Source organism: Streptosporangium sp. NPDC049248 (assembly GCF_040678965.1).
GTDB classification, from domain to species: Bacteria; Actinomycetota; Actinomycetes; order Streptosporangiales; family Streptosporangiaceae; genus Streptosporangium; species Streptosporangium fukuiense.
Genome location: NZ_JBFAQY010000008.1, coordinates 123,273 through 146,638 on the forward strand (window position 1 = coordinate 123,273; position 23,366 = coordinate 146,638).

The 23,366-nt window shown below is 70.9% G+C and carries 21 protein-coding genes; 9 read left to right on the plus strand and 12 right to left on the minus strand.

Features of this window, described 5'->3' with window-relative positions:
* Positions 1–160: 160 nt before the first annotated feature.
* From AB0K21_RS17430 to AB0K21_RS17440, 3 genes are all read right to left on the minus strand, one after another.
* Positions 161–1,552: a class II fumarate hydratase gene (locus tag AB0K21_RS17430; protein ID WP_364150982.1), complete on the minus strand. Its 1,392-nt coding sequence runs from the start codon at positions 1,550–1,552 to the stop codon at positions 161–163.
* Positions 1,553–1,616: 64 nt separating this feature from the next.
* Positions 1,617–3,251, minus strand: coding sequence for a protein kinase (locus tag AB0K21_RS17435; protein WP_343977667.1), 1,635 nt, complete (start codon positions 3,249–3,251; stop codon positions 1,617–1,619).
* 35 nt (positions 3,252–3,286) lie between these two features.
* Positions 3,287–4,534 (minus strand): serine/threonine-protein kinase, encoded by a 1,248-nt coding sequence (locus AB0K21_RS17440; RefSeq protein ID WP_343977664.1) that lies wholly within the window; start codon positions 4,532–4,534, stop codon positions 3,287–3,289.
* A 423-nt stretch (positions 4,535–4,957) separates the two neighbouring features.
* On the opposite strand from AB0K21_RS17440, the gene AB0K21_RS17445 reads away from it, so the two are divergent.
* Entirely contained in the window at positions 4,958–6,208 is a 1,251-nt protein-coding gene (locus AB0K21_RS17445) for a PQQ-binding-like beta-propeller repeat protein (protein ID WP_364150987.1), read from the plus strand.
* A gap of 332 nt (positions 6,209–6,540) precedes the next feature.
* Here AB0K21_RS17445 and AB0K21_RS17450 read toward each other — a convergent pair whose 3' ends face one another.
* Complete coding sequence (locus AB0K21_RS17450; protein WP_343977658.1) at positions 6,541–8,193, minus strand: fumarate hydratase; 1,653 nt, start codon at positions 8,191–8,193, stop codon at positions 6,541–6,543.
* Between the two features lie 251 nt (positions 8,194–8,444).
* Between AB0K21_RS17450 and AB0K21_RS17455 the strand changes: the two genes are divergently transcribed.
* The gene (locus AB0K21_RS17455) at positions 8,445–8,792 is read left to right on the plus strand and encodes a hypothetical protein (protein ID WP_364150990.1); all 348 of its coding nucleotides are present in this window, start codon (positions 8,445–8,447) and stop codon (positions 8,790–8,792) included.
* Here the strand turns inward: AB0K21_RS17455 and AB0K21_RS17460 are convergent.
* The gene (locus AB0K21_RS17460) at positions 8,719–9,648 is read right to left on the minus strand and encodes a DMT family transporter (protein ID WP_364150993.1); all 930 of its coding nucleotides are present in this window, start codon (positions 9,646–9,648) and stop codon (positions 8,719–8,721) included. The genes AB0K21_RS17455 and AB0K21_RS17460 overlap by 74 nt on opposite strands.
* 67 nt (positions 9,649–9,715) lie before the next feature.
* On the opposite strand from AB0K21_RS17460, the gene AB0K21_RS17465 reads away from it, so the two are divergent.
* On the plus strand, positions 9,716–11,245 hold the full coding sequence (locus AB0K21_RS17465) for a PLP-dependent aminotransferase family protein (RefSeq protein ID WP_364150996.1): 1,530 nt from the start codon (positions 9,716–9,718) through the stop codon (positions 11,243–11,245).
* Here AB0K21_RS17465 and AB0K21_RS17470 read toward each other — a convergent pair.
* Positions 11,198–12,334 carry an MFS transporter gene (locus tag AB0K21_RS17470; RefSeq protein WP_364150999.1) on the minus strand — a complete coding sequence of 379 codons (1,137 nt, stop codon included), beginning with the start codon at positions 12,332–12,334 and terminating at the stop codon, positions 11,198–11,200. The genes AB0K21_RS17465 and AB0K21_RS17470 overlap by 48 nt on opposite strands.
* 257 nt (positions 12,335–12,591) lie before the next feature.
* Here AB0K21_RS17470 and AB0K21_RS17475 point away from each other — a divergent pair, with 257 nt between their 5' ends.
* Positions 12,592–13,197 carry a DUF1707 domain-containing protein gene (locus tag AB0K21_RS17475; RefSeq protein ID WP_364151002.1) on the plus strand — a complete coding sequence of 202 codons (606 nt, stop codon included), beginning with the start codon at positions 12,592–12,594 and terminating at the stop codon, positions 13,195–13,197.
* A gap of 68 nt (positions 13,198–13,265) precedes the next feature.
* Here AB0K21_RS17475 and glpX read toward each other — a convergent pair whose 3' ends face one another.
* On the minus strand, positions 13,266–14,300 hold the full coding sequence (gene glpX / locus AB0K21_RS17480; protein ID WP_343977640.1) for a class II fructose-bisphosphatase: 1,035 nt from the start codon (positions 14,298–14,300) through the stop codon (positions 13,266–13,268).
* A gap of 82 nt (positions 14,301–14,382) precedes the next feature.
* Between glpX and AB0K21_RS17485 the strand changes: the two genes are divergently transcribed.
* Both AB0K21_RS17485 and AB0K21_RS17490 read left to right on the plus strand, forming a co-directional pair.
* Entirely contained in the window at positions 14,383–14,988 is a 606-nt protein-coding gene (locus tag AB0K21_RS17485; RefSeq protein ID WP_343977637.1) for a TetR/AcrR family transcriptional regulator, read from the plus strand.
* 38 nt (positions 14,989–15,026) lie between these two features.
* Positions 15,027–15,560: a DUF4245 domain-containing protein gene (locus tag AB0K21_RS17490; protein WP_343977634.1), complete on the plus strand. Its 534-nt coding sequence runs from the start codon at positions 15,027–15,029 to the stop codon at positions 15,558–15,560.
* 13 nt (positions 15,561–15,573) lie between these two features.
* Here AB0K21_RS17490 and AB0K21_RS17495 read toward each other — a convergent pair whose 3' ends face one another.
* A complete protein-coding gene (locus tag AB0K21_RS17495) occupies positions 15,574–15,804 on the minus strand; it encodes an exodeoxyribonuclease VII small subunit (RefSeq protein ID WP_030910800.1) in 231 nt (76 codons plus the stop codon).
* Positions 15,805–15,941: 137 nt separating this feature from the next.
* Between AB0K21_RS17495 and AB0K21_RS17500 the strand changes: the two genes are divergently transcribed.
* The gene (locus AB0K21_RS17500; protein ID WP_364151008.1) at positions 15,942–16,412 is read left to right on the plus strand and encodes a GNAT family N-acetyltransferase; all 471 of its coding nucleotides are present in this window, start codon (positions 15,942–15,944) and stop codon (positions 16,410–16,412) included.
* Here the strand turns inward: AB0K21_RS17500 and xseA are convergent.
* Together xseA and AB0K21_RS17510 are read right to left on the minus strand one after the other, a co-directional pair.
* Positions 16,390–17,598, minus strand: a complete 1,209-nt coding sequence (gene xseA, locus AB0K21_RS17505; protein WP_343977625.1) for an exodeoxyribonuclease VII large subunit — start codon at positions 17,596–17,598, stop codon at positions 16,390–16,392. The two genes, AB0K21_RS17500 and xseA, sit on opposite strands and share 23 nt — an antisense overlap.
* Positions 17,599–17,625: 27 nt before the next feature.
* Positions 17,626–18,831 (minus strand): hypothetical protein, encoded by a 1,206-nt coding sequence (locus tag AB0K21_RS17510; protein WP_364151012.1) that lies wholly within the window; start codon positions 18,829–18,831, stop codon positions 17,626–17,628.
* Positions 18,832–18,943: 112 nt separating this feature from the next.
* Between AB0K21_RS17510 and AB0K21_RS17515 the strand changes: the two genes are divergently transcribed.
* The gene (locus AB0K21_RS17515; RefSeq protein WP_343977619.1) at positions 18,944–19,912 is read left to right on the plus strand and encodes a 4-hydroxy-3-methylbut-2-enyl diphosphate reductase; all 969 of its coding nucleotides are present in this window, start codon (positions 18,944–18,946) and stop codon (positions 19,910–19,912) included.
* Between the two features lie 79 nt (positions 19,913–19,991).
* Here AB0K21_RS17515 and AB0K21_RS17520 read toward each other — a convergent pair whose 3' ends face one another.
* Entirely contained in the window at positions 19,992–20,516 is a 525-nt protein-coding gene (locus AB0K21_RS17520) for a DUF6542 domain-containing protein (RefSeq protein ID WP_343977617.1), read from the minus strand.
* Between the two features lie 128 nt (positions 20,517–20,644).
* Positions 20,645–21,949: a DNA recombination protein RmuC gene (locus AB0K21_RS17525; RefSeq protein ID WP_343977889.1), complete on the minus strand. Its 1,305-nt coding sequence runs from the start codon at positions 21,947–21,949 to the stop codon at positions 20,645–20,647.
* Between the two features lie 246 nt (positions 21,950–22,195).
* On the opposite strand from AB0K21_RS17525, the gene ychF reads away from it, so the two are divergent.
* A complete protein-coding gene (gene ychF / locus AB0K21_RS17530) occupies positions 22,196–23,284 on the plus strand; it encodes a redox-regulated ATPase YchF (protein ID WP_343977614.1) in 1,089 nt (362 codons plus the stop codon).
* The last annotated feature ends 82 nt before the right edge of the window (positions 23,285–23,366 follow it).

Consider the following 23,366-nt stretch of genomic DNA (forward strand, 5'->3'; position numbering starts at 1 on the left):
CGCGGCTCCGGGCGCCGTCCCGCGAATCCCGCCGTGGCGTGGGCCGGCCAGGCGGTGTCTCGCGAGGCGGGGAGGGAGCAGCGGCGTGCCGCGCCGACCCGCGTGACGCGGCGGGACGCGTCCGGGCGGCCGCGGCGAGCGGAGGCGCGGTGGGCGGGAGCTAGGACGGAGGCCGGGTCATGGACAGCACGTCGAGCAGGTCGTCGAGCCGTTCCTCGGTGAGGGCGCCGTTGGCGACGTGGCCGCGCTCGATGACGACCTCGCGGATGGTCTTGCGCTCGGCCAGGGCCTGCTTCGCTATCTTGGCGGCCTCCTCGTACCCGACGTAGGGGTTGAGCGGGGTGACGATCGACGGCGAGGACTCCGCGTACTCGCGCAGGCGGTCGACGTTGGCGGTTATGCCGTGCACGCACCGGTCGGCCAGTAGCCGGGAGGCGTTGGCGATCAGCCGGATGGACTCCAGGATGTTGCGCGCGATGACCGGGAGCATCACGTTGAGCTCGAAGGTGCCCGAGGCTCCGGAGAAGGCGATGGCCGCGTCGTTCCCGACGACCTGGGCGACGACCATGGTCACCGCCTCGGGGACGACCGGGTTGACCTTGCCCGGCATGATCGACGAACCGGGCTGGAGGTCGGGCAGGTTGATCTCGCCCAGTCCCGCCCGGGGGCCGGAGCCCATCCAGCGGAGATCGTTGGCGATCTTGTTGAGCGAGACCGCGACCGTACGGAGCTGGCCGGAGAGCTCCACGATGGCGTCCCGGGCCCCCTGGGCCTCGAAGTGGTCGGGAGCCTCGGAGAACGGCAACCCGGTGGCCTCGCGCAGCTTCTCGATGACCTTGGCCGCGAAGCCGGGAGGGGTGTTGACGCCGGTGCCCACCGCCGTACCGCCCAGGGGCAGCTGGGCGAGGTGCGGGAGCGCGCCGCGCACCCGCCCGATGGCGTTGTCGATCTGCGTGGCGTACCCGCCGAACTCCTGGCCCAGCGTGACCGGGGTGGCGTCCATCAGGTGCGTGCGCCCCGCCTTCACCACGCCGTCGAACTCCAGCGACTTGTCCCGCAGCGCGGTGGCCAGGTGCCTCAGGGAGGGGATCAGGTGGTACGACACCTCGGTCATGGCGGCGACGTGGATGGAGGTGGGAAACACGTCGTTGGACGACTGCGAGGCGTTCACGTGGTCGTTGGGGTGGACGGGGCGGCCCAGCCGCTCCTCGGCGAGGGTGGCGATCACCTCGTTGGCGTTCATGTTGGAGGAGGTGCCGGAGCCGGTCTGGAAGACGTCGACGGGGAACTCGCCGTCCCACTCGTTCTCCGCGACGTCGGTGGCGGCCTCGGCGATCGCCTGCGCCATCTCCTTGTCGAGCACCCCCAGCTCGGCGTTGACCTCGGCGGAGAGGGCCTTGATCAGGCCGAGTGCGGAGATGTGCGGAACCTCCAGCCCGCGCCCGGAGACGGGGAAGTTCTCCACCGCCCGCTGGGTCTGCGCCCGCCACTTCGCGCCCGCAGGCACCCGCACCTCGCCCATCGAGTCATGCTCGATCCGATACTCGCTCATACGTCCAGTCTGCGTCCCAGGGAGGGAATCAAACCGGCGGGTGCTGGTCCTTACCGGGGAGCACTCAGGAGAAGGCGGCCACCACCAGGATCATGATCACTACCAGTGCGATCGCGGCCACGCCCATGAGGACGAGGATGCCGATCGGGGGCTTTTTCGAGGGGGCCTGCCGCTCCCCGGGAGCACCGGGGGCACCGGGGATGCCGGGGACCTGCCGGCCGTTCTGACCCGCGATCGCGAACAGGTCGGTGCCCAGGCCGGGAGAGCGGCCGAAGGCGCCGTCGGCGGACTCGGGCCCCGGCGGGCGCCAGGGCTGCGAGAACATCGGGGCTCCCGGGTCGGCGGGTCGGTTGCCGGGGGGCGGGCCGTGTGGCGGGAGGGCGGCGGGGGCTTCCGGGCGTCCGGGGACGGGCGCCCCGAACTCCGGATCGACCGGGGGGAAGCCGTGCGGCGGGGTGGCGGAGAGATCAGGCTTTCCGTCGTCGAGGAATCCGTGCTCGTTTTCCTGCCGCCCGAAGGCGCCCGGGCCGCGACCGGCGACCGCGGGTCCCCGGGCGACCGGAGTCCCAAGACCGGGAGGGCCCTGCCGCCCCGGGGCCGGCCTGCCCGGCTCCGCGGGGGGCGGGCTGTCCGGGTAGGGCGAGGTGGTCGGGCGGCCGGGGGCCGCGGCGGAGGGAGGGGAGGCGGGAGGTTCCGCGGCGGGCGCCGTTCCGCCGGGGATGCGCAGGCCGCCCTTGGGACGGATGACCACCATGGTGCGGTCGGCGTCGAAGCCGTCGGCGTCGTCCTCCTCCGCGTCCGGTGCGAGGGGTGTCTCCGGGGCGGGAGGGGACGGTGCGGGGGCGGGGACGGCGGGGATGGAGTCCACGAGGTGCGAGGGGGTGTCCGCCACGGCCCGGAGCATCGCGCCCGCCTGAGCGGCCGTCAGCCGCGCCGTGTGGTCCTTCTCCAGCAGCTGTTCGAGCACCGGGCGCAGCGGCCCCGCCTGGGTCGGCGGGTCGACCTGCTCGCTCATCAGCGCGGCCAGGGTCTCCGCCACCGAGGCCCGCTCGTAGGCCGGGCGGCCCTCGACCGCGAAGTACAGCGTGGCGCCGAGGGACCACAGGTCCGACTCGGGGCCGTTGTGCTCGCCGCGGGCCCGCTCGGGCGCGGTGTATCCGGGAGAGCCGATCACCATGCCGGTCTTGGTGAGGCTCGTGTCGCCCTCGGCCTTGGCGATGCCGAAGTCGGTGAGAACCACCCGGCCGTTCTCGGTGATCAGCACGTTGCCGGGCTTGACGTCGCGGTGCAGCACTCCCTGGGCGTGGGCCGCGCGAAGCGCCCCCAGCAGGTCGGCCCCGATCTCGGCGACCAGGCGGGGCGGGAGCGGCCCCTCCTCCTCGATCACCTGTTCCAGGGAGCGTGCCTGCACGAGCTCCATGATGATCCAGGGGCTGCCGTCCTCGACGATGGCGTCGTGGACCGTGGCCACCGAGGGATGACTGATGCGGGCGGCCGTGCGACCCTCGCGGATCATCCGCTCCCGAAGTTCGGCGCGTTGCGCCTCGCTGAGGCCGGGCTCCTGACGGATCTCCTTGATCGCTACCTCACGGCCGAGGGAACGGTCATGGGCTTTCCAAACTGTGCCCATCGTGCCCCGGCCGAGCGGCGCGATCAGCTCGTAACGGTCCGCGAGCACGCGCATCTGCTGTTCCGGCATGAGAAGAAGATAGCCATTCCACCTTGAGAAGCGCTTTACCCGCGCTTACGGAGTTCCCTCGGCCAGAGAAGACGCGGGAGCATCAACCTTATAAGGGGTGTCATAAAACGGACAAATGGGCGATAGGTTGGCGAAACCTCCGCCGGCTTTCTGTGTACCCCCTCACCCGGGCGCCGGTGCGCGCGAGGCTGGGACACCGGTGCCGACATCGGTCCGGACGGCGGCGGGGCCGACATGGGAGACGAGAGCCGCGGCGCCGACGTCGGCGTCGGCACCGAGCCGAACCGGTGCAGCCCGCGGTGCTGGGAACGACGGCTGAACGGCGGAACCGGGGTCCCGCCGGACCCGCCCACGGGGGGCCTGCCGTCGGGGCGCCTGGCGGGCCTGATGTCGGGCCTGACGTCGGGCCGTGCGGGCCTGCCGTCGGGCCGGGCCGGAGGCATGGTGAAGGAGTCCTCGACCAGCCCGCCGGCCGCCACCCGGGCGAGCATCAACGAGGCCCGTCCCGTGTCGAGCCGGGCGTTCGGGTCGATCGTGAGGAGACCCCGCAGCACCGGCGTCAGCGGGCCCGCCCGCTCCATGGGGATCGGCTCGCCGCTGGTCAGCGCGGCGAGCGCGGCGGCGGCCGTACGGCGGCCGTGCAGGCCGCGGCCCTCGACGGCGGTGTAGAGGGTCGCGCCGAGTGACCACAGGTCGCCGGCCGGGCTGGCCTTGGCGCCCAGCACGCGCTCGGGGGCGATGTATCCGGCCGAGCCCAGCACGATGCCCGCCTGGGTGATCGACACGTCGCCTTCCAACGCGGCCAGGCCGAAGTCGGTGAGCACCGCCCGGTCGTCGGTCACCAGGACGTTGCTGGGCTTCACGTCGCGGTGCAGGATCCCCTTGGCGTGCACGGCGCGCAGCGCCCCCAGGACCTGACGGCCGATCTCCGCCACCTGGCGTGGCGGCAGCGGGCCGTGGTCCTGCAGGAGCTGCTCCAGCGACCTGGCACGGAGCAGCTCCATCACGATCCAGGGACGCTCGTCCTCGGTGACGACGTCGAAGACCGTGATGACCGAGGGGTGGGCGACCATCGCGGTCGCCCGTCCCTCGCGTTCGGTCCTGGCGCACAGCTCGGCGCGGAGATCCTCGTCGAGGATCAGCGGGAGGCGGACCTCCTTGACGGCCACCTCGCGGTTGAGCAACTCGTCGTGCGCGCGCCAGACAGTGCCCATGCCACCGCGCCCAACCGGTTCTGACAGCCGGTAGCGCGCTGCAAGAAGGTATCCGGGCGGCGCACGCATGTGGTGCAGCTTACCGATTTGCGTAATGAGACCAGTAGAGACCGGGCCGAATATTCTTGCCAACTTCAGTCAGATTTTCGCGCTCGTAACTGTTGGGAAACGCTGCGTGATATTTGGTGAATTGCCGCGGGACCCCTGCTTCTCCTGAAAATATGGACATGTGTAGTGATAGTGAAGGCAATAGGCATATTTCCGGCATCGAGGGCGGTGATGGGTGCCCGAGGTCGAGTCTGCGTAACCTGCTCATCTGGGCGGGGGGCATGCACACCGGGCAGGCGGTGAACATGACCGTCCCAGTGATCGACAAGTCGTTCTCCAGCGTCCGCATCTAGCGTCGTTCGGGGGCTTCGTGCCGGGCGCGACACAAAAGCCGGCTCCAGGCATGCGAGCACCTTAAGGAGAGACGGCGATGAGGTCCGGGAGATGAAGAGCGTGAGCCGGCGTCAGTGGAGCGGATGGCAGCGGGCGGTCACAGGACTGACGATCGGCGTACTGGTCGTTGCCTCCTGGTTGGCGTGGCGGGCGGTGACGGCGACCGCGCCCGTGATCCCCTCCTGGACCTACGACGTCGGCTTCGGATCCTCCACGCCGGCGGTGGCCGACGGTGTGGTGTACGTCCTCGGAGGCGAACTCGGCGAGAACAGGATGTACGCCCTGGACGCGGCCACCGGCAAGCAACGCTGGACCCGCAAACTTCCCAATGTTCCCTCAATCGGCTACTCCGATCCGGTGGTGGCCGGAGGTGTCGTGTACACCACCAGTGACGGCAGGATGTACGCCCTGGACGCGGCGACCGGTGAGCAACGCTGGACCTATGACACCCGTAACCGCGCCAAGGTCGACTTCAGCCCGGTGGTAACCGGCGATGCCGTGTACTTCAGTGACGATGCCGGCAGGGTGTACGTCCTGGACGCGGCGACCGGCAAGCGCCGCTGGAGCTACGAAAACCGTGACCTCGTCGACATCACCTCCAGTCCGGTGGTGGCCGGCGATGCCGTGTACTTCGGCGACGATGCCGGCAGGGTGCATGCCCTGGACGCGGCCACCGGCAAGCGCCGCTGGAGCTACGAAACCGGTTACCGCGCTGAGGTCGACTCCAGTCCGGTGGTGGCCGGCGATGCCGTGTACTTCGACGACGATGCCGGCAGGGTGTACGCCCTGGACGCGGTGACCGGCAAGCACCGCTGGACCTACAGGAAACACAGCCTCCTCGACACCATCTTCAGCCCGGTGGTGGCCGAGGGTGCCGTGTACTTCACCGCTAGCAGTATGCATGCCCTGGACGCGGCGACCGGCGAGCAACGCTGGATCGATGAGATTCGCGGCATCCCCTACTCCAGCGTGGTACTGGCCGACGGCGTGGTGTATGCCGTACATGCCCGCAAAGACGAGAAGAGGGTGTACGCCCTGGACGCGGCGACCGGCACCGAACGCTGGACCCACAAGTTTTCCGGAACTCTCGGAGGCAGGTACCTCGATCCGGTGGTGGCCGACGGTGTGGTGTACCTCTCCGATGACAAGGAGAACAGGGTGCACGCCCTGGACGCGGCCACCGGCGAGCACCGCTGGACCTATGAAACCGGCGACCGTACCTTCAGGCCGGTGGTGGCCGGCGGTGTCGTGTACATCTCCACCGGTCACACGGTGAGTGCCGTGAAAGCGCCGGCGGGATAGGGGCGACCAGGGGTTTCTGTCCACCGACCGGCGACATCTGCGACAGCGCCACCTCACGACCCGCGATCGGACCTACCGGCGGGCGGCGAGGATGGCATCGGCCCTGTCACGCCCCCCGGTTCCCGCACCGTCACCGGTCTCGGCATGGCCGCCGCCGGATCGTACCCCGCTGTGATCCGCGCCCCGGTCCGGCCGGGCGAGAAACGGCGGCCCGCGACTCGGCCGATACTCAGGGACGCGACCGGCCGGCACACAACGGTGTGACCGGCCGGTGTACCCGGACGCCGGATCGTCGCGACCTCGTGGACGATGCCTGAGAGAGCCGGGGATGGTCAGCGGCGGCCGATGCTCAGGACGGGCCCGGTCGTGTCCGTGAAGAAGTCCTCGCCCTTGTCGTCGACCACGATGAAGGCGGGGAAGTCCTCGACCTCGATCTTCCAGACGGCCTCCATGCCCAGCTCGGGGTATTCCAGCACCTCCACCTTCTTGATGCAGTCCTGGGCGAGGCGGGCGGCGGGGCCGCCGATGGAGCCGAGGTAGAAGCCGCCGTGGGTTTTGCAGGCGTCCGTGACCTGCTTGGAGCGGTTGCCCTTGGCGAGCATGATCTTGGAGCCGCCGGCCGCCTGGAAGCGTTCGACGTAGGAGTCCATCCGGCCCGCGGTGGTCGGGCCGAAGGAGCCGGAGGCGTAGCCCTCGGGGGTCTTGGCGGGGCCGGCGTAGTAGACCGCGTGGTCCTTGAGGTACTGCGGCATCTCGCCGCCGGCGTCCAGCAGCTCACCGATCTTGGCGTGCGCGATGTCACGGGCCACCACGAGCGGCCCGGTCAGCGACAGACGGGTCTTGACCGGGTACCTGGTCAGCTCGGCGAGGATCTCCTGCATCGGGCGGTTGAGGTCGATCTTCACCACGTCGTCCGACAGGTGCTCGTCCGTGGTCTCGGGCAGGAACCTGGCCGGGTCGGTCTCCAGCCGCTCCAGGAAGACCCCCTCGGGGGTGATCTTCGCCAGGGCCTGGCGGTCGGCGCTGCAGGAGACCGCGATGGCGACGGGGCAGGAGGCGCCGTGGCGGGGGAGGCGGATGACGCGGACATCGTGGCAGAAGTACTTGCCGCCGAACTGCGCGCCGATGCCGAGCTTCTGGGTGAGCTCGAAGACCTTGGCCTCCAGCTCGGTGTCGCGGAAGCCGTGGCCGGAGGGGGAGCCTTCGGTGGGGATGGAGTCCAGGTAGCGGGCGCTGGCGTACTTGGCGGTCTTCAGGGCGTACTCGGCGGATGTGCCGCCGACGACGATCGCCAGGTGGTACGGCGGGCAGGCGGCGGTGCCGAGGGAGCGGATCTTCTCCTCCAGGAACTGGAGCATCCGCCTCTCGTTGAGCACGGCCTTCGTCTCCTGGTACAGGAACGACTTGTTGGCGCTGCCGCCGCCCTTGGCCATGAACAGCAGCTTGTACTCGTCGGGGTGGCCGAGCGGGTCCTCGGCGTAGAGCTCGATCTGCGCGGGGAGGTTGGAGCCGGTGTTCTTCTCCTCCCACATGGTGATGGGGGCCATCTGGGAGTAGCGCAGGTTCAGCCGGGTGTAGGCGTCGTAGACGCCGCGGGAGATGTGTTCGGCGTCGGCGCCGTCGGTGAGCACGTGGCGGCCGCGCTTGCCCATCACGATCGCGGTGCCGGTGTCCTGGCACATCGGGAGTACGCCGCCCGCCGAGATCGAGGCGTTCTTCAGCAGGTCGAGGGCGACGAAGCGGTCGTTCCCACTCGACTCGGGATCCTCGATGATCTTGCGGAGCTGGGCCAGGTGGGACGACCGCAGGTAGTGGGAGATGTCGTGGACGGCGGTCTCGGTGAGCAGCCGCAGTGCCTCGGGTTCGACCTCCAGGAACCTGCGCCCCGCGGCCTCGACGACCCGCACCCCCTCGGTGGTGATCAGGCGGTACTCCGTCTCGTCCGGTCCCATGGGAAGCAGGTCGGTGTAGTCGAACTCGGGCATCGTGGTAGGTCCTCCGTGCGGGCGCCGTTTTCCTAGAGGGTACGGCCCTCGCGATCGGGCCCGACCTTCGCGGTCGGGTGGGAGCCGACTCTCCCTTTCTCCACGCGAGCGCCAGTGGACAGATCGTATGAAAACCACATATTTGGGACAAGCATTAATGGCATATGCGTCTTTTGTCCACACGTGTCCGAAGAAACGAGAGAAGCTGGAAGAGGGCCGGGCCGAGCGTCCGGTGGAGGTTGGGAGGCATCATGGACATTGGAAACACCCTTATGACCGGTGACATCGTCCTGCTGATCCTCGTGGCCGTCTTCGTGGTGGCAGGACTCGCCGTATCACTGATAGCCATCACGCTGACAAGTATCAAAGAGGGCGACGGGCGGACTCCCCAGTGGCCGGTGAGCTGGCCGGACTCCCAGCGGAGCGTCCCCAGGCAGCGGATCAGCGCCGAGTCCGGACAGATCGTCCTGCCACCGCACCAGGGGGCGGTCCCCCCGCAGCGGGACGGCAGCATCGCCGAGCGGGTCAGCCTGCCCCCGCAGGACGAGGAGCCTTCGCAGGAGGCGAACCTGCCCCGGCAGCGGGTGCACCGGCTCTGAGGCCGAGGACGATGCCGGCGACCACGAGCGCCGCGCCGAGCAGGTCGGGCGGCGAGGGCGCACCGAGGCCGAGGACCGCGCCGGTGGCGATGGCGCCGACCGGGATCAGCCCGGCGAACAGCCCCGCGGTCCCCGGGCCGAGTCGGGGCAGGGCGTCGTACCAGAGGAAGAACGCCACGGCGGTCACGACCAGCGACTGGTAGCCGAGGCCCGCGATCTCGGGTGCGGTCGGCACCCGGATCATCGCGGTGCCGTCCGCGAGCAGGCCCGCGACGACCAGCAGCGGTACGGCCAGTGACGCCGAATAGGCCGAGACGCGCACGGCGCCCAGCTTCGGCAGCAGCGGGATGGCCAGCAGGGAGAAGCAGATCTCGCAGCCCAGCGCGCCCAGCGACCAGAGCAGTCCGGCCGCCTCACCGCTGCCCAGCCCGGTGGCCACCGTCGCTCCGGTGACGACGACCGCCGCCGCCGACAGGAGCCGGGGCGAGGGGCGCCCGCCGAGCAGGGCCAGTGCCAGTGGCACGGTGCCGAGGACGGTGCCGACCAGGGCCGGGCCGCCGTGCCGGGTGGCCTCGATCACGCACACGTTGAAGATCACCAGCCCGGTCAGGGAGAGCGCCGCCAGCAGCGCCGTCTCACCAGGTGTGAGCCGCACGAACCGCAGCCCCGCCATCCGGGCGACCGCGAGAAGGACCACGGCCGCCAGCAGGTAGCGCATGGCCTGGCCGCCGTAGACCGGATAGTCCCCGATCACTCCGGAGACCCCCGCCAGGGTTCCCACCAGGAACATCGCTCCTGCGGCCTCACTCAGGCCGCGTAACTCCGGCCGGGAGACGGTACTGACATCCACCTTCATGTGCGGAATGCTAGGAAGCCAATGGCTCCCCTGTCGGGTCCAATGAAGCATCGGAACAGAGGACCAATTGGCCGATCTGCATCTCGTCGTCGACCGTGCGGCGGGCGGTGTCGCCGCCCAGATCGCCCGCGAGCTCCGCGAGGCGGTGCGGCGTGGACGGCTGGCGGCCGGGGTCCGGCTGCCCGCCAGCCGTGAGCTGGCCAGAGATCTCGGGCTCTCCCGGGGGGTGGTGGTCGAGGCGTACGAGCAGCTCGTGGCCGAGGGCTTCCTGATCTCCAGGACCGGGGTGGGCACCACGGTGGCTCCGGCCGCGAGCCACCAGGCAGTCCTTCCAGGGAGCCTTTCCCGGCCGCAGGACAGCGCGCCCTCGCCCGCCGGTCCCGGGATGACGAGCCCCGCGGAGGGCCGCGAGCCGTATCACGAGCGCCGCTCCACCGCGCCCGACCTGAGGGCGTTCCCCAGGGAGCGGTGGCTGGCCTCGATGCGGCGTACGCTCGCCGCGCTGCCCGTCGAGGCCCTGGACTACGGCGACCCCGGCGGTGTCCCCGCGCTCCGCGAGGAGCTGGCCGCCTACCTCGGGAGGGTCCGGGCGGCCGACGTGGTCCCGGACAACCTGGTGATCGTGGGCGGGGTCGCCCAGGGGCTGAGCCTCACGGTCCAGGCGCTCGCGGGGCGGCTTCCCCAGGTCCGGGCGCGCCCCGACCTCGACTGGTTCGTCCAGCGGGTCGAGTACCCCGTGCCCTCCCCGGGCCGGATCCTGCTGGCGGTCGAGGACCCGGCCGGGGTGCGCCAGCTCCCGCTGCTCCGCGCGGCGGGAGCCGACCTGGTCGCCGTCCCGGTGGACGACGAGGGCATCGATGTCGGGGCACTGGCCGAGACCGGGGCGCGGGCGGTGATGCTCACTCCCGCGCACCAGTACCCGACGGGGGTCGTGCTCTCGCCCCGCCGCCGTGCCGAGCTGATCGAGTGGGCCGTCGCGACCGGCGCGATGATCCTGGAGGACGACTACGACGCGGAGTTCCGCTTCGACCGCGACCCGGTGGGTTGTCTGCAGGGGCTGGCCGCCGACCGGGTGGTCCTGGTCGGGAGCGTCAGCAAGTCGCTGGCCCCCGGCCTCCGCCTGGGCTGGGCGGTCGCTCCGCCCCGGATCGCCGGGTCGCTGCGGCTGGCCCGCGGCGAGCTGGACATGGGGTCGCCCGTCCTGGAGCAGTACGTCCTGGCCGACTTCGTGGCCACCGGCGACTACGACCGGCACCTGAGGAGGATGCGCCGGCAGTACCGCGCCCGCCGCGACGCCCTGGTGCTGGCCCTCGGCGAGCACCTTCCCGAGATCACCGTGCGGGGCGTCTCCGCCGGGCTCAACCTGTTCGCCGAGCTGCCGTACGGCTGGGACGAGGCATCGGTGGTGGCCAGGGCAGAGGAGTGCGGGCTGGCGGTCGAGCCGGTGGAGCCGATGCGGCACGCCCCCGGTCCGCCCGCGCTGTTGATGGGCTTCGCCCGACTGCCCGGACACCGCGCCGGCCAGGCGGTCCGCGCCCTCGCGAGAGCCCTAGGGGCGCGCGGCGAGTTCCGGTTCCGGCTGGAAACCCCTGGCTAGGAACACGATCAGGGCCACCAGCACCACGGCGGGTACGAACGCCACGCGGACGTTCACCTCGTCGTTGAGGGTGCCGACCACGGCGGCACCGACCAGGAAGCCGACGTAGTTGAACATGTTGACCCGCGCGATCGCGGTCTCCGCCCCGGCACCGAGGCGCCCGGCGGCCGAGAACGACTGCGGGGCGATGATGGACAGGCCGACGCCGACCAGGCCGAACGACACGACGGCCAGCACGACGCCGGGCGCGACGACGACGCCCAGCGTGCCCACGGCCGCGATCACCGCGCCCGCGCGGACGACCGGCGCGGGTCCGTACCTGCGTACCGCGAGGTCACCGGGGACCCGTGCGAGAAGCATGGTCGCCTGGTAGACGAGGTAGGCGAACGGAACCAGCCAGCCGCTCGCCGCCAGCGCCTTCTCCATGTAGATCGTGCTGTAGTTGGAGACCGCCGCGTCACCGACGTACAGGAACGCCATCGCCAGGCAGAGCGGGATGATCGGCCGCCACGGCACCCTGGCCGCCACCTGCGCGGCCTGTTCGCCGGCCCGCTCCGCGTCCCGCCCGTAGAGGCGGGGGAGCATGACCACGGAGATCACCGCGCCGATCAGCACCGGGACGGAGAAGGACCAGCCCAGCTCGACGCCGAGCGCGCTGAAGGCGGAGTTGAATCCGGCGCCCAGCATCGAGCCGACACTCCACACGGCGTGGAAGCCGGTCAGCACGCTCATGCCGTACCGGCGCTCCACCGCGACCGCCTGCATGTTCATCGCCGCGTCCACCGCGCCGACGAACAGGCCGAACGCGGCGCTGAGCGCGTACAGCCCGGCGAGCTGATCGTTCCAGCCCGACAGCGCCACGATGACGCAGACGCCGACCTGGGAGACGCGCAGGATCGGGGCACTGCCGTACCGGCTCGCCAGCGGGCCCGCGATCGCGCTGCCGGCACCGGCGATCACCGGTACGAGCAGCAGGACCAGGGTGAGGTCGCCGTCGCTGAGCCCGAACCTGTGCTGGAGGTCGATCACATGGGTGAGCAGGGTGGCGAAGCAGAGGCCCTGGACGAAGAAGGCCGCCCAGGTCGCCACGCGCGCCTGTCTGTCACGCGGGAGGGGCACGACGGCCTCCGGAGAACATGAGGGGGGTTCAAGTTCTCGCCAGGCTAGGTGTGCCGCCCCCGGCGGTCAATGCCCTGTGCCGCTCGGGACCCGCGACCGGGCGGACGAGGCATGGCTCCACCGGTTCGCGGCAGAGGCCCCGGGGCCGCGCGGGCCGGGGCCGAGGAGCGGACGGCCGGGCGGTGCTGGGACGCTCGGGGCGGCCCAGCAGGGATTAGGGTCGAGGGGTGGAGAGTCCCCGCCCGCCCGCGAACCGCCGTCGCAATCGTGAACCTGCCCCCGCCGACCTACGGGCGGCGGACGCCGACCGCGAGAGGGTGGCCGCCGTGCTGGGCGACGCGCTCGCCGACGGGCGCCTGAACCACGACGAGTACGAGGAGCGCGTCGAGGCGGTCTACCGCGCCCGCACCCTGGGAGAGCTCTCCGCGCTCACCACGGACCTGCTGCCGCCCGAGGCGCAGCCGCTCCGCACCGACGTCCGTCCGGTGACGGCGTTCTTCGGCTCCGAGGAGCGTTCGGGCCGCTGGGTCGTGCCGACCCACTTCTCCGCCACCGCGATCTGCGCGAACGTCAAGCTCGACCTGTGCGAGGCGCTGCTCCAGTCCAGCCGGGTGACCCTGCAGGTCACCGTGATGGGCGGCACCCTCACCCTGATCGTCCCCGAGGGCGTGCGGATCGAGATGCCCGCCTCGTCCTTCATGGGGGGCAAGAAGAACCAGGTCCCCCCGGGCGCGCCCGACGGCCCGGTCATCGAGATCACCGGCGTCGTCACGCTCGGGAACATCGTGGCCAAGTCCCCCAAACGTCCTCGCCGACCCTGGTTCCGCCGCTGAGGTCACCTCCGGCTCCGGTTCCGATGCCGTTCCGGGATGCCGGACGACACCGGTTCCAGTGCCGGTCCTCAGCTGGCGCTGTCGAAGTTGATCGCGCTGTACGCCCGCAGCTTCCAGAGCTGGTGCTCGCTCTCGATCTTCCGGATCGTCCCGGAACGGCCGCGCATGACCAGGGAGTTGGTGATGGCCCGCCCCGCGCGGTAACGGACACCCTGCATCAGTTCGCCGTCGGTGATCCCGGTGGCCGCGAAGAACACGTCGTCGGACCTGACCAGGTCGTCGGTGCTCAGCGTGGCGTCGAGGTCGAGGCCCGCGTCCAGCGCCCGGCGGCGCTCGGCGTCGTCCTGCGGCCAGAGCCTGCCCTGGATGACGCCGCCCAGGCACTTGAGCGCGCACGCGGCGATGATGCCCTCCGGCGTGCCGCCGATGCCGAGCATCAGGTCGACACCGGTGCCCACCCGGGCCGCCATGATCGCACCGGCCACGTCGCCGTCGGTGATGAGCCTGATCCGGGCGCCGGTCTCCCGGATCTCCCGGATGATCTTTTCGTGGCGGGGCCGGTCGAGGATGACCACGGTCACGTCCGAGGGCTCGCCGCCCTTGGCGCGGGCCACCGCGGCGATGTTGTCGGCCACCGGTGCGTTGATGTCCACGGACGAGGCGGCCTCGGGACCGGTGACCAGCTTGTCCATGTAGAAGACGGCGGACGGGTCGTACATCGAGCCGCGCTCGCTGACCGCGATCACCGAGATCCCGTTGGGCATGCCGAGCGCGGTCAGCCGGGTGCCGTCGATCGGGTCGACGGCCACGTCGCACGCCGCGCCGCTGCCGTCACCCACCTGCTCGCCGTTGTAGAGCATCGGCGCGTTGTCCTTCTCGCCCTCGCCGATCACCACCACGCCGCGCATCGAGACCGTGTTGATCAACTGGCGCATCGCGTTGACCGCGGCGCCGTCGGCGCCGTTCTTGTCACCCCGCCCGACCCAGCGGGCCGCGGCCATCGCGGCCGCCTCCGTGACCCGGACCAACTCCAGGGCGAGGTTTCGATCAGGGGCGTGCTCGCCCGTGGCAAGGGCGGCAGGAACGGACGTCTGATCAGACATGGTGGGAAACCCCTCTCGTGGCTAATGCAACGATCGTAGTTGGCGCCCCTCTGACCGGTCGGCGGAGGATAATGTGCCCACCATGAGCAGCGACGCGGAACGGCTGGTGAAAGGCGTGGGTGCGCGGACCTCCGAGCGGGGGGCCGCCACGCGCGCCGCGTTGCTGTCCGCCGCCAGGGAGATTTTCGTCACAAGCGGATTCGCCGAGACCGGGGTCACCGACGTGGTCGCCCGCGCGGGGGCGAGCGTCGGAAGTCTTTACCATCATTTCTCCGGCAAGGCCGACCTCTACCTCACGCTCTTCGACGAGTTCCAGGCCCGGCAGACCCAGCGGACCAAGCAGGCGGTCGGCCAGGCCAGGGCGGCCGGCGAGAGCGACCCGATGCGGCTGTTCATCGCCGGGGCCCGCGCCTACCTGGAGGGTTGCCTGGCCGAGCGGGAGATCTCCGCGCTGTTCCTGCGCGGTGACGGGCCGCCGGGGTTCGAGGTCATCGTGCGCGACCGGCTCCGGCAGTGGGCCAAGCGCAACGCCGCCCTGTTCGAGGGTGACGAGGGAGCGCTGGTCGTGGTCCTCACCGGGGCGCTCGCCGCCGCGGTCTCCGAGGTCGCCCTGTCCGACGACGAGGACGCCTCACGGGCGCTCGTCGAGGACGTGCTGGCCATCATCGCCCAGATCCGCCGCCCCTGAGGGCGGACCACCTCCCTGAACGGATAGTGTCGACAGTCGTGCGAAGGTTCACTCAGGGCTTTTACGGCTATGTGGTCGCGATGGCGATCTGCCTGGCCGCCGTCGGCCTGTTCCTGCTGGTCACACCGCAGAGCAGGACCGAGCACATCCCCAGGGTCGACTACTCGATAGCGTTGGCCGATCTGCGCCGTACGGCGCCCTTCCAGATGTGGGCCCCCGAGCCCGTCGCCGCAGGGTGGATCCCGAACAGCTCCCGGAGCACCCGTGAGAACGGCGCCACCACCTGGAAGCTCGGTTTCGCCACCGCCAAGCGCTTCCACGCGATGCTCGCCCAGAGCGACGAGAAGCCCGCGGCCGAGTTCGCCGGCAGGCTCTCCAACACCTCCACGGTCACCGGTACCGTCCAGATCGACGGCGTGACCTGGGAGCAGCGCGTCCGCGAGGACAAGAACCAGCGCGCCCTCGTACGGTTCCTGCCCGACGTCACGATCGTCGTCACCGGCACCGCCCCCTGGGACGAGCTGTCCACCCTGGCGGGCTCCCTCAAGCAGCAGCCGAGGAACGACTCCTAGCGCGGGACAGGACCTAGAAGGGGGTCTCTCCGGCCGGGTCGGAGTGCCGCCGCTGGGCCATGGCGGCCGCGAGCTTCACCCGGGCACCCTGGAGCCACTCCTCGCAGACCGCGGCCAGCTTCTCGCCGCGCTCCCAGAGTTCGATCGACTGTTCCAGGGTGAGTCCGCCCGCCTCAAGACTGCGGACCACCTCGGTCAGCTCCTCGCGCGCCTGCTCGTACGACGGTCTCTTCTCATCGGCCACGCACCCCACCTTAGATCGTGACGCCCACCCGATGACGCCGTGCCGTACCGGGAGCCGAGGCGCCCCCCGCGACGGCGTGATCGACAAGGTGCCTCCCCGGTCGCTCCGCGGGGGAGCACGGCTGGGAGAATGCCCAGGTGAACGTTCGTGACGCGACCGCCGGGGACATCCCCGAGCTGGTGCGCCTTCGTGAGATCCTGGCCGACCGGATGGCAAGGGACGGCAACCTCCCCATCGAGACGGAGTGGCAGCAGACCTACGCCGAGAGCCTCGAAGAGCGGCTGGGCAGCCTCGACACCGCCGTCTACGTGGTGGACTCCCCGGAGAGGGGACTGGCGGCCTGCGGGATCGGCCTCATCTTCGAGCGGTTTCCCGGCCCCAGCCTTCCCGACGGCCGCTACGGCTACGTCCAGGGCATGACCACCGACCCGCGCCACCGGCGCAGGGGGCACGGCCGGGCCATCATGGGAGCCCTCCTGAAGTGGTACCGCGACAGCGGGGTCCGCAGGGTCGACCTGCACGCCACCTCGGACGCCGAGTCGCTCTACCGGCAGCTGGGGTTCGTCGACGACGGCTACCCCTCGCTCACCTGGCGGGATCACTCCTGACCCGCACCCGGTCGTCGGGGAAGCGCACGGTCAGCTCGTCGCCGGGGGAGACCTCGCTCGCGAGCCGTACGACATCGCCCGAGGGACGCTGCACGATCGCGTAGCCGCGCTCCAGTGTGGCGGCGGGAGAGAGCGAGACCAGCCGGGCGCGCAGGTGCTCCAGCGAATCGGCGGCGCGGTCCAGGGAACCGGTGAGGGAACGTCGGGCCCGGTCCCTGAGCTGCTCGGCCTGCTCGGCCCTGCGCTCGATCTCACGGACCGGGTCCGCGAGGGAGGGGCGGGAGCGGGCCGCGGCCAGCCAGGCCGTCTCGCGATCCAGCCAGCCGCCCACCACCCTGCGGCCCCGGTCCCTGAGCTGGCGGATCAGCGTCATCTGCTCGCCGACGTCCGGCACCACCTTCTTCGCCGCGTCCGTGGGCGTGGACGCGCGCACGTCGGCGACCAGGTCGAGCAGCGGGTTGTCCTGCTCGTGGCCGATCGCGCTGACCACGGGCGTGCGGCAGGCCGCGACCGCCCGGACGAGCGCCTCGTCGGAGAAGGGCAGCAGGTCCTCCATCGATCCGCCGCCCCGCGCGACCACGATGACGTCGACCTCGCTGTCGGCGTCGAACTTGCGCAGCGCCTCGATGACCTCGCCGACCGCGTACGGCCCCTGCACGGCCGCCGGCTCGACCTTGAACCGCACCGCCGGCCAGCGGCGCCGTGAGTTCTCCAGCACGTCGCGTTCGGCGGCCGAGTCCCGGCCGCAGATCAGGCCGACCGTGCCCGGCAGGAACGGCAGCCGGCGTTTCCTGTCGACGCCGAAGAGCCCCTCGGCGGCGAGCAACCGGCGCAACCGCTCCAGCCGCGCCAGCAGCTCGCCCACCCCGACCGGCCGCATCTCCAGCGCGGTGAACGCGAACGAGCCCTTGTTGACCCAGAAATCGGGCTTCAGGTGGGCCACGATCCTCGCGCCGTCGACCGGCCGGGGGACGGTCGCCTCGTAGACACCACGCGGGCAGGTGACCCGGGCGGACACGTTGGCCACCGGGTCACGCAACGTCAGGAACACCGTGCCGCCTCGGGCGGTCAGCTCGGTGATCTGCCCCTCGACCCAGACGGTGCCGAGCTTGCCGATCCAGCCGCCGACCATCTGCAACACCGTGCGAACCGGGAGCGGCTGCTCAGGGGTGGTGTTCGAACTCATGGCCGGGAGCCTACGCGCCGGAGGCGACTATTCCGCGGCCTCCAGCTTGGCCAGGCGGTTCTCGTACATCCGCACGACGGCCTCGCGGCCTGCGGTGGCGCGCTCGTAGGCGAGCAGCTCCTGGATCTGCTCGGACGTCCTGCCCCGCATCCGCGCCCGCAGCGACGCGACGGTCAGCCCCGCGTAGCCGGGCAGCGGCTCGGCCGTCTCGGGTGCCGCGACCCTGGTCTCCGTCACCTCGACCGCCGCGGCGTCGGTGCTCTCGGGCTTCGCGGTCTCGACCCGCTCGACCTCGACCTTCACCGCCGCGGGCGTCTCGACGGGGGCATCGCTCTCCGCCACCGGGGTCGCCGGGGCGGCGGTCTTGGCGGTCTTGCGTGCCCTGGTCGCCTTGGCCTTCGGGGCGGCCTTGGGGGCGGTGGCCTCGGACTCCACAGCCTCCACAGGCTCCACAGGCTCGGTGGCCTTGGGCTTGGCCCGGGTGGCCCTGGGCTTCTTCGCGGCGGGGGCCTCGGCGGCCGGGGTCTCCGCGGGCTTCTCCTCGGCGGCGGTTTCGGCGGCCTTCGCCTCGGCGGCGGGGGCCTTCGCGGCCTCCGGCTCGGCGGTGGCGGTTTCGGCGGCTTCCGGTTCGGCGGCGGCCGGGGTTTCCGCGGCCTTCGCCTCGGCGGCCGGGGTCTCCGCGGCCTTCGCCTCGGTGGTGGGGGCCTCCGCGGCCTCCGGCTCGGCGGCGGCCGGGGTCTCCGCGGGGATCGGGGCCTTGGCGGCCTGTGCCTCGGTGGTGGAGGGCTCCGCGCTGGGGGCCTCGGCGGGCTTGGTCTCGGCGGCCTCGGTGGCGGCCTCGGTGGGCGCCTCGGTGGCGGAGGGCTCCGCGGCCTTGGGCTTGGCGGGGCTGAAGATGACCGGCTCGCGGGTGGTCTTGGCGCCGTTGCTCTCGGCGGCGGTCGCCGTGTCCGCGGCCTTCTCCGGGCGCGGCGCGAAGATGACGGGTGCGCGGCGGGCGGGCTTCTCCACCTGCTCCGCGGCCTTCTCACCCGTCTCCGCCGACTGGCCGCCGAGCGTCTCGCGGGACTCGCCGGGCTCTTCTCCCTGGCCGGAGGTCCCCTTGATCTTGGACCGTACGCGGTCGCCGAGGAGCAGGGCCTGACCCATCCCGCTCAGTGCGGTCTGCAGCATGTGCAGCGGCAGATCTTTTGCCTTCTGCGTGACATTGCGGATCATGTCGGGGACTGACATATCGTCTCCCTGGGAGGTCTGTATCGAGAAAGGCTAGTGTGGCAAGACTGTGCCGCATGAGCTTGTGGGACGTATGGGCTGTCTCGCGGGCGTCTCCACGTAGCATAAGAGCATGACTTCCAAGACCTCCGCGACCCGACGCGTACTGGTGGCGAAGCCCCGCGGTTACTGCGCGGGGGTCGATCGTGCTGTTCAGGCCGTGGAGAAGGCGTTGGAGCAGTATGGTGCCCCGATCTACGTCCGCAAGCAGATCGTCCACAACACCCACGTGGTCAAGACGCTGGAGGCACGTGGAGCGATCTTCGTCGAGGAGACCGAGCAGGTGCCCGAGGGGGCCATCGTGGTCTTCTCCGCCCACGGCGTCTCTCCGGCGGTCCACCAGGAGGCCGCCCGGCGCAGCCTCAAGACGATCGACGCCACCTGCCCGCTGGTGACCAAGGTGCACAACGAGGCCAGGCGCTTCGCCTCCCAGGACTACGACATCCTCCTCATCGGCCACGAGGGTCACGAGGAGGTCGAGGGCACCGCGGGCGAGGCACCCGACCACATCCAGCTCGTCGACGGTCTGGAGTCGGTCGGCGCCGTGCGGGTCAAGGACCCCGAGCGGCTGGTCTGGCTGTCGCAGACCACGCTCTCCGTGGACGAGACGGTCGAGACGGTCTCCCGTCTCAAGGAGCGCTTCCCGAACCTGATCGACCCGCCGAGCGACGACATCTGCTATGCCACCCAGAACCGTCAGGTCGCCGTCAAGGAGATCGCCGCACAGGCGGAGCTGGTCATCGTGGTCGGCTCGGAGAACTCCTCCAACTCCAAGCGGCTGGTCGAGGTCGCCCTCGACCACGGGGCCGACGCCTCCTACCTCGTCGACGACGCCGCGTTCATCGAGGACGCCTGGCTCGACGGTGTCACCACGGTCGGCGTGACGAGCGGCGCCTCGGTGCCGGAGGAGCTCGTCACCGAAGTCCTGGCCCGCCTCGCCAGGCATGGCTTCGAGGACGTCGAGGAGGTCGAGTCCGTCCAGGAGAGCGTGCGCTTCGCGCTCCCGCACGAGCTGCGCAAGGACCTGCGCGTCACGGCCTGACCGTACCGCTGTTCGAGGGGTTCCGCCGCCGCTACGGGCACGGTGCCGCGCCCGGCCCGTCGCGGCAGGCCACAGCCGGTCAGGAGCCTTCGCGCGGTGTGCCGTACACCTTGGGCTCGAAGTACCCCTCGGGCTCGGGGGCGAAGGCGCCCTCGCCGCTCCTCGGCGCGGGAACGGAGGCCTTGCCGGCTCTGAGCTCGTCGCGCAGCTCACGGACGCAGTGGGTCAGACCGCGGCGCCAGGCGATGACCAGCACCAGGAGCGAGCCGCCGAACAACCACGGGGCACCCTGCGAGAGCGCGGTGTACATGCCCAGGCCGAAGGCCTGGACGGGCGTGGACGCGAACAGGGAACGGACCGCCTCGATGAGCACGGTGGTCACGAAGAAGACCAGGGGCGGAGAGACCACCAGCGTCAGCAGGTCCCTGCGGTTCACCAGCGCCGCCGCGGCCACGCAGCCGGCCACGAACGCCGCCCCGGTCAGCGCCGCCACCCCGAACAGCGCCTGCAGCACGCTGCCCACCAGCGTGGACGCCAGCACGAGGGCCAGCGCGCCCCGGACGGTCAGCCGGACGCCGCCGGTGGTCCGGCCAAGTTCACTCATACGATCACCCCGCCGGCCGGCTGTAGGCCGCCTCGCTCGTCCACCACTCGCTCCCCATGACCTCGGACCCCACGTCGTCAACCCCGTCGCCTCCAGTGTCCGGCCGTCGGCGCCTTGGGAGAACAGTTTCAGGGCAGGTCGTTGGCCAACCTACCGTTCAGGCGGGATACGAGAGGCGAGCTTGGCTCCTCTTCCGCGAGCAGTTCCGGCGAGGTCAGTGCGCGTGGCAGGTCCTCGACCGCCTGCGGCCTGTCCAGATCGGTCTCGACCAGTCCCAGATCGTTTAGTTTGCGCGCGCTCACCAGCACCCGGGTCTCCAGCGAGCCGACGGTCCTGTTGTACGACTCCACGGCCCGGTTCAGCGAGCGGCCCAGAGCGTCGACGTTACGTCCCATGCTGCTCAGCCGCTCGTACAGCTCCTTGCCGACCTCGAAGATCGCCCGTGCGTTCTCGCTGAGCGCGGCCTGCTGCCAGGCGTACTGCGCGGTGCGGAGCATGGTGATCAGCGTGGTGGGGGTGGCGATGTGGACCCGCCGCCGCATGGCGTATTCCAACAGGGCGGGGTCGCGCTCCAGCGCCGGGGCGAGGAACGCCTCGCCGGGGATGAACAGCACCATGAACTCCGGTGCCGGGTTGAACGCCTGCCAGTAGGTCTTGGCGGCCAGCCGGTCCACGTGCTCGCGCACGTGACGGGCGTGGGAGTCGAGCCGGGCCGACTGGTGGCCGGGGTCGGCGGACTCGGCGGCCTCCAGGTAGGCGGCGAGGGAGACCTTGGAGTCCACCACGATGTTCTTGCCGCCGGCCAGCCGTACCACCATGTCGGGCCGTAACACGCCGTCCGGCGTGGTGACGCTCACCTGCTCGTCGAAGTCGCAGAACCGCTGCATCCCGGCGATCTCGGCGACCCTGCGGAGCTGGAGCTCTCCCCACCGGCCCCGGGCCTCGGGGCGTTGCAGGGCCCGTACCAGGGAGCTCGTCTGGGCGCGGAGCTGCTCGTTGCTCTCGCGGACGACGTCGATGTGCTTGGCCAACTCCGCGTGGGCGGCCCGCTGGCCGGTCTGCGTGTCGCGCAGCTGCGTCTCGACGCGGGCCAGGGTGTCCTTCAACGGCTCGATCAGGTGCTCGACCGCCTGCTTGCGCTGCTCCAGCTCACCGGCCGCCTCGACCCGGTTGGCGGCCAGCCTCGTCTCGGCCAGCTCCAGGAACCGCAGGTTGTTGACATCGAGCGCCCGGCTCGACAGGGCCTGGAAGCGTTCGGAGAGCTGCTCCTCGATGTAGACGACCTTCTCCTCGGCGATCTTCGCGCGGGCCTCGGCGTCGGCCAGGCGCGCGATGACGTCGGCGGCTCCCGAGGAGGCGCGCGCCCGGCCCAGCAGGAAGCCGATCGCGAGCCCCGCGGCGAGGCCCACCGCGAGCTGGAAGGAGAGCGCCATGACGTCCACCCCGGCATGATTCCAGGCCCGATCACTTCTGGCGCGCCGACACGCCTTCCGAAGGCGCCCGGGGCCGGACCGGGAGCCGCGGCATCGTCTCCGAACCTGGCCGAACCGGGGAGAGTCGCCCGGACGGCCTCGATCGGTGCCGGACCACCGGCGGCGGGCGCCCGAAGAGGATGTCCACCACCCTGTGACCTGCCGGTGGCGGTTAGCAGTGGGGCATTCCGCGTAAACTCGGCTCACGTGAGCTTGAGCATCGGCATCGTCGGATTGCCCAACGTCGGCAAGTCAACGCTTTTCAACGCGCTGACGAAGACCGCCAACGCCCTGGCGGCGAACTACCCGTTCGCCACCATCGAGCCCAACGTGGGCATCGTCGGCGTTCCCGACCCGCGTCTTGAGAAGCTGGCCGAGATCTTCGGGTCCGCGAGGATCCTGCCGGCGAAGGTGGAGTTCGTGGACATCGCCGGGCTGGTCCGCGGTGCCTCGGAGGGACAGGGGCGGGGTAACCAGTTCCTCGCCAACATCCGCGACACCGATGCGATCTGCCAGGTCATCCGGGTCTTCGGCGACCCCGACGTGACCCATGTGGACGGCGACGTCGCCCCCGGGCGCGACATCGAGACGATCAACACCGAGCTGATCCTCGCCGACCTGCAGACCCTGGAGAAGGCGATTCCCCGCCTCCAGAAGGAGTCTCGGACCAACAAGGATCGTAGGTTCGCGCTTGACGCGGCGGAGGCGGCCTTCAAGCTCCTCGACGGCGGCACCACCCTGTACGCCGGCGCCAAGGGCGCGGGGATCGATCCGAAGGAGCTGCGCGAGCTGCACCTGCTGACCGCCAAGCCCTTCCTGTACGTCTTCAACCTCGACGCGGACGAGCTGACGGACTCCGAGCTCCGGGCCCGGCTCTCGGCGCTCGTCGCACCGGCCGAGGCCGTCTTCCTCGACGCGAAGATCGAGTCCGAGCTCGTCGAGCTCGACGACGCCGAGGCGCTGGAGCTCCTGCAGTCCGTCGGCCAGGAGGAGTCGGGCCTGGCCCAGCTGGCCAGGGTGGGCTTCGAGACCCTGGGCCTGCAGACCTACCTGACCGCCGGCCCCAAGGAGACCAGGGCCTGGACGATCCCCAAGGGCGCCACCGCCCCCGAGGCGGCCGGCGTCATCCACACCGACTTCCAGCGCGGCTTCATCAAGGCCGAGATCGTCTCCTTCGTCGAGTTGGTGGAGACCGGCTCCATCGCCGCCGCCCGCCAGGCCGGCAAGGCCCGCATCGAGGGCAAGGACTACGTCATGCGCGACGGCGACGTGGTGGAGTTCCGCTTCAACGTCTGACCGATCGCCCGGAAGGCCCCCGCTCGCCCGATCGAGCGGGGGCCTTCTCCTGTCGTACGAGGTTCGCCCGGCCGGCTCGGCC

Excerpts from the sequence above, each read along its gene's own strand:
- AB0K21_RS17525 (WP_343977889.1), bottom strand. The coding sequence starts at position 21,949 with ATGGCGCTCTCCTTCCAGCTCGCGGTGGGCCTCGCCGCGGGGCTCGCG.
- AB0K21_RS17430 (WP_364150982.1), bottom strand. The coding sequence starts at position 1,552 with ATGAGCGAGTATCGGATCGAGCATGACTCGATGGGCGAGGTGCGGGTG.
- AB0K21_RS17515 (WP_343977619.1), top strand. The coding sequence starts at position 18,944 with ATGACTTCCAAGACCTCCGCGACCCGACGCGTACTGGTGGCGAAGCCC.
- AB0K21_RS17485 (WP_343977637.1), top strand. The coding sequence starts at position 14,383 with ATGAGCAGCGACGCGGAACGGCTGGTGAAAGGCGTGGGTGCGCGGACC.
- AB0K21_RS17440 (WP_343977664.1), bottom strand. The coding sequence starts at position 4,534 with ATGCGTGCGCCGCCCGGATACCTTCTTGCAGCGCGCTACCGGCTGTCA.
- AB0K21_RS17445 (WP_364150987.1), top strand. The coding sequence starts at position 4,958 with ATGAAGAGCGTGAGCCGGCGTCAGTGGAGCGGATGGCAGCGGGCGGTC.
- AB0K21_RS17510 (WP_364151012.1), bottom strand. The coding sequence starts at position 18,831 with ATGTCAGTCCCCGACATGATCCGCAATGTCACGCAGAAGGCAAAAGAT.
- glpX (WP_343977640.1), bottom strand. The coding sequence starts at position 14,300 with ATGTCTGATCAGACGTCCGTTCCTGCCGCCCTTGCCACGGGCGAGCAC.
- AB0K21_RS17450 (WP_343977658.1), bottom strand. The coding sequence starts at position 8,193 with ATGCCCGAGTTCGACTACACCGACCTGCTTCCCATGGGACCGGACGAG.
- AB0K21_RS17520 (WP_343977617.1), bottom strand. The coding sequence starts at position 20,516 with ATGAGTGAACTTGGCCGGACCACCGGCGGCGTCCGGCTGACCGTCCGG.
- AB0K21_RS17455 (WP_364150990.1), top strand. The coding sequence starts at position 8,445 with ATGGACATTGGAAACACCCTTATGACCGGTGACATCGTCCTGCTGATC.
- AB0K21_RS17460 (WP_364150993.1), bottom strand. The coding sequence starts at position 9,648 with ATGAAGGTGGATGTCAGTACCGTCTCCCGGCCGGAGTTACGCGGCCTG.
- xseA (WP_343977625.1), bottom strand. The coding sequence starts at position 17,598 with ATGAGTTCGAACACCACCCCTGAGCAGCCGCTCCCGGTTCGCACGGTG.
- AB0K21_RS17435 (WP_343977667.1), bottom strand. The coding sequence starts at position 3,251 with ATGCCGGAACAGCAGATGCGCGTGCTCGCGGACCGTTACGAGCTGATC.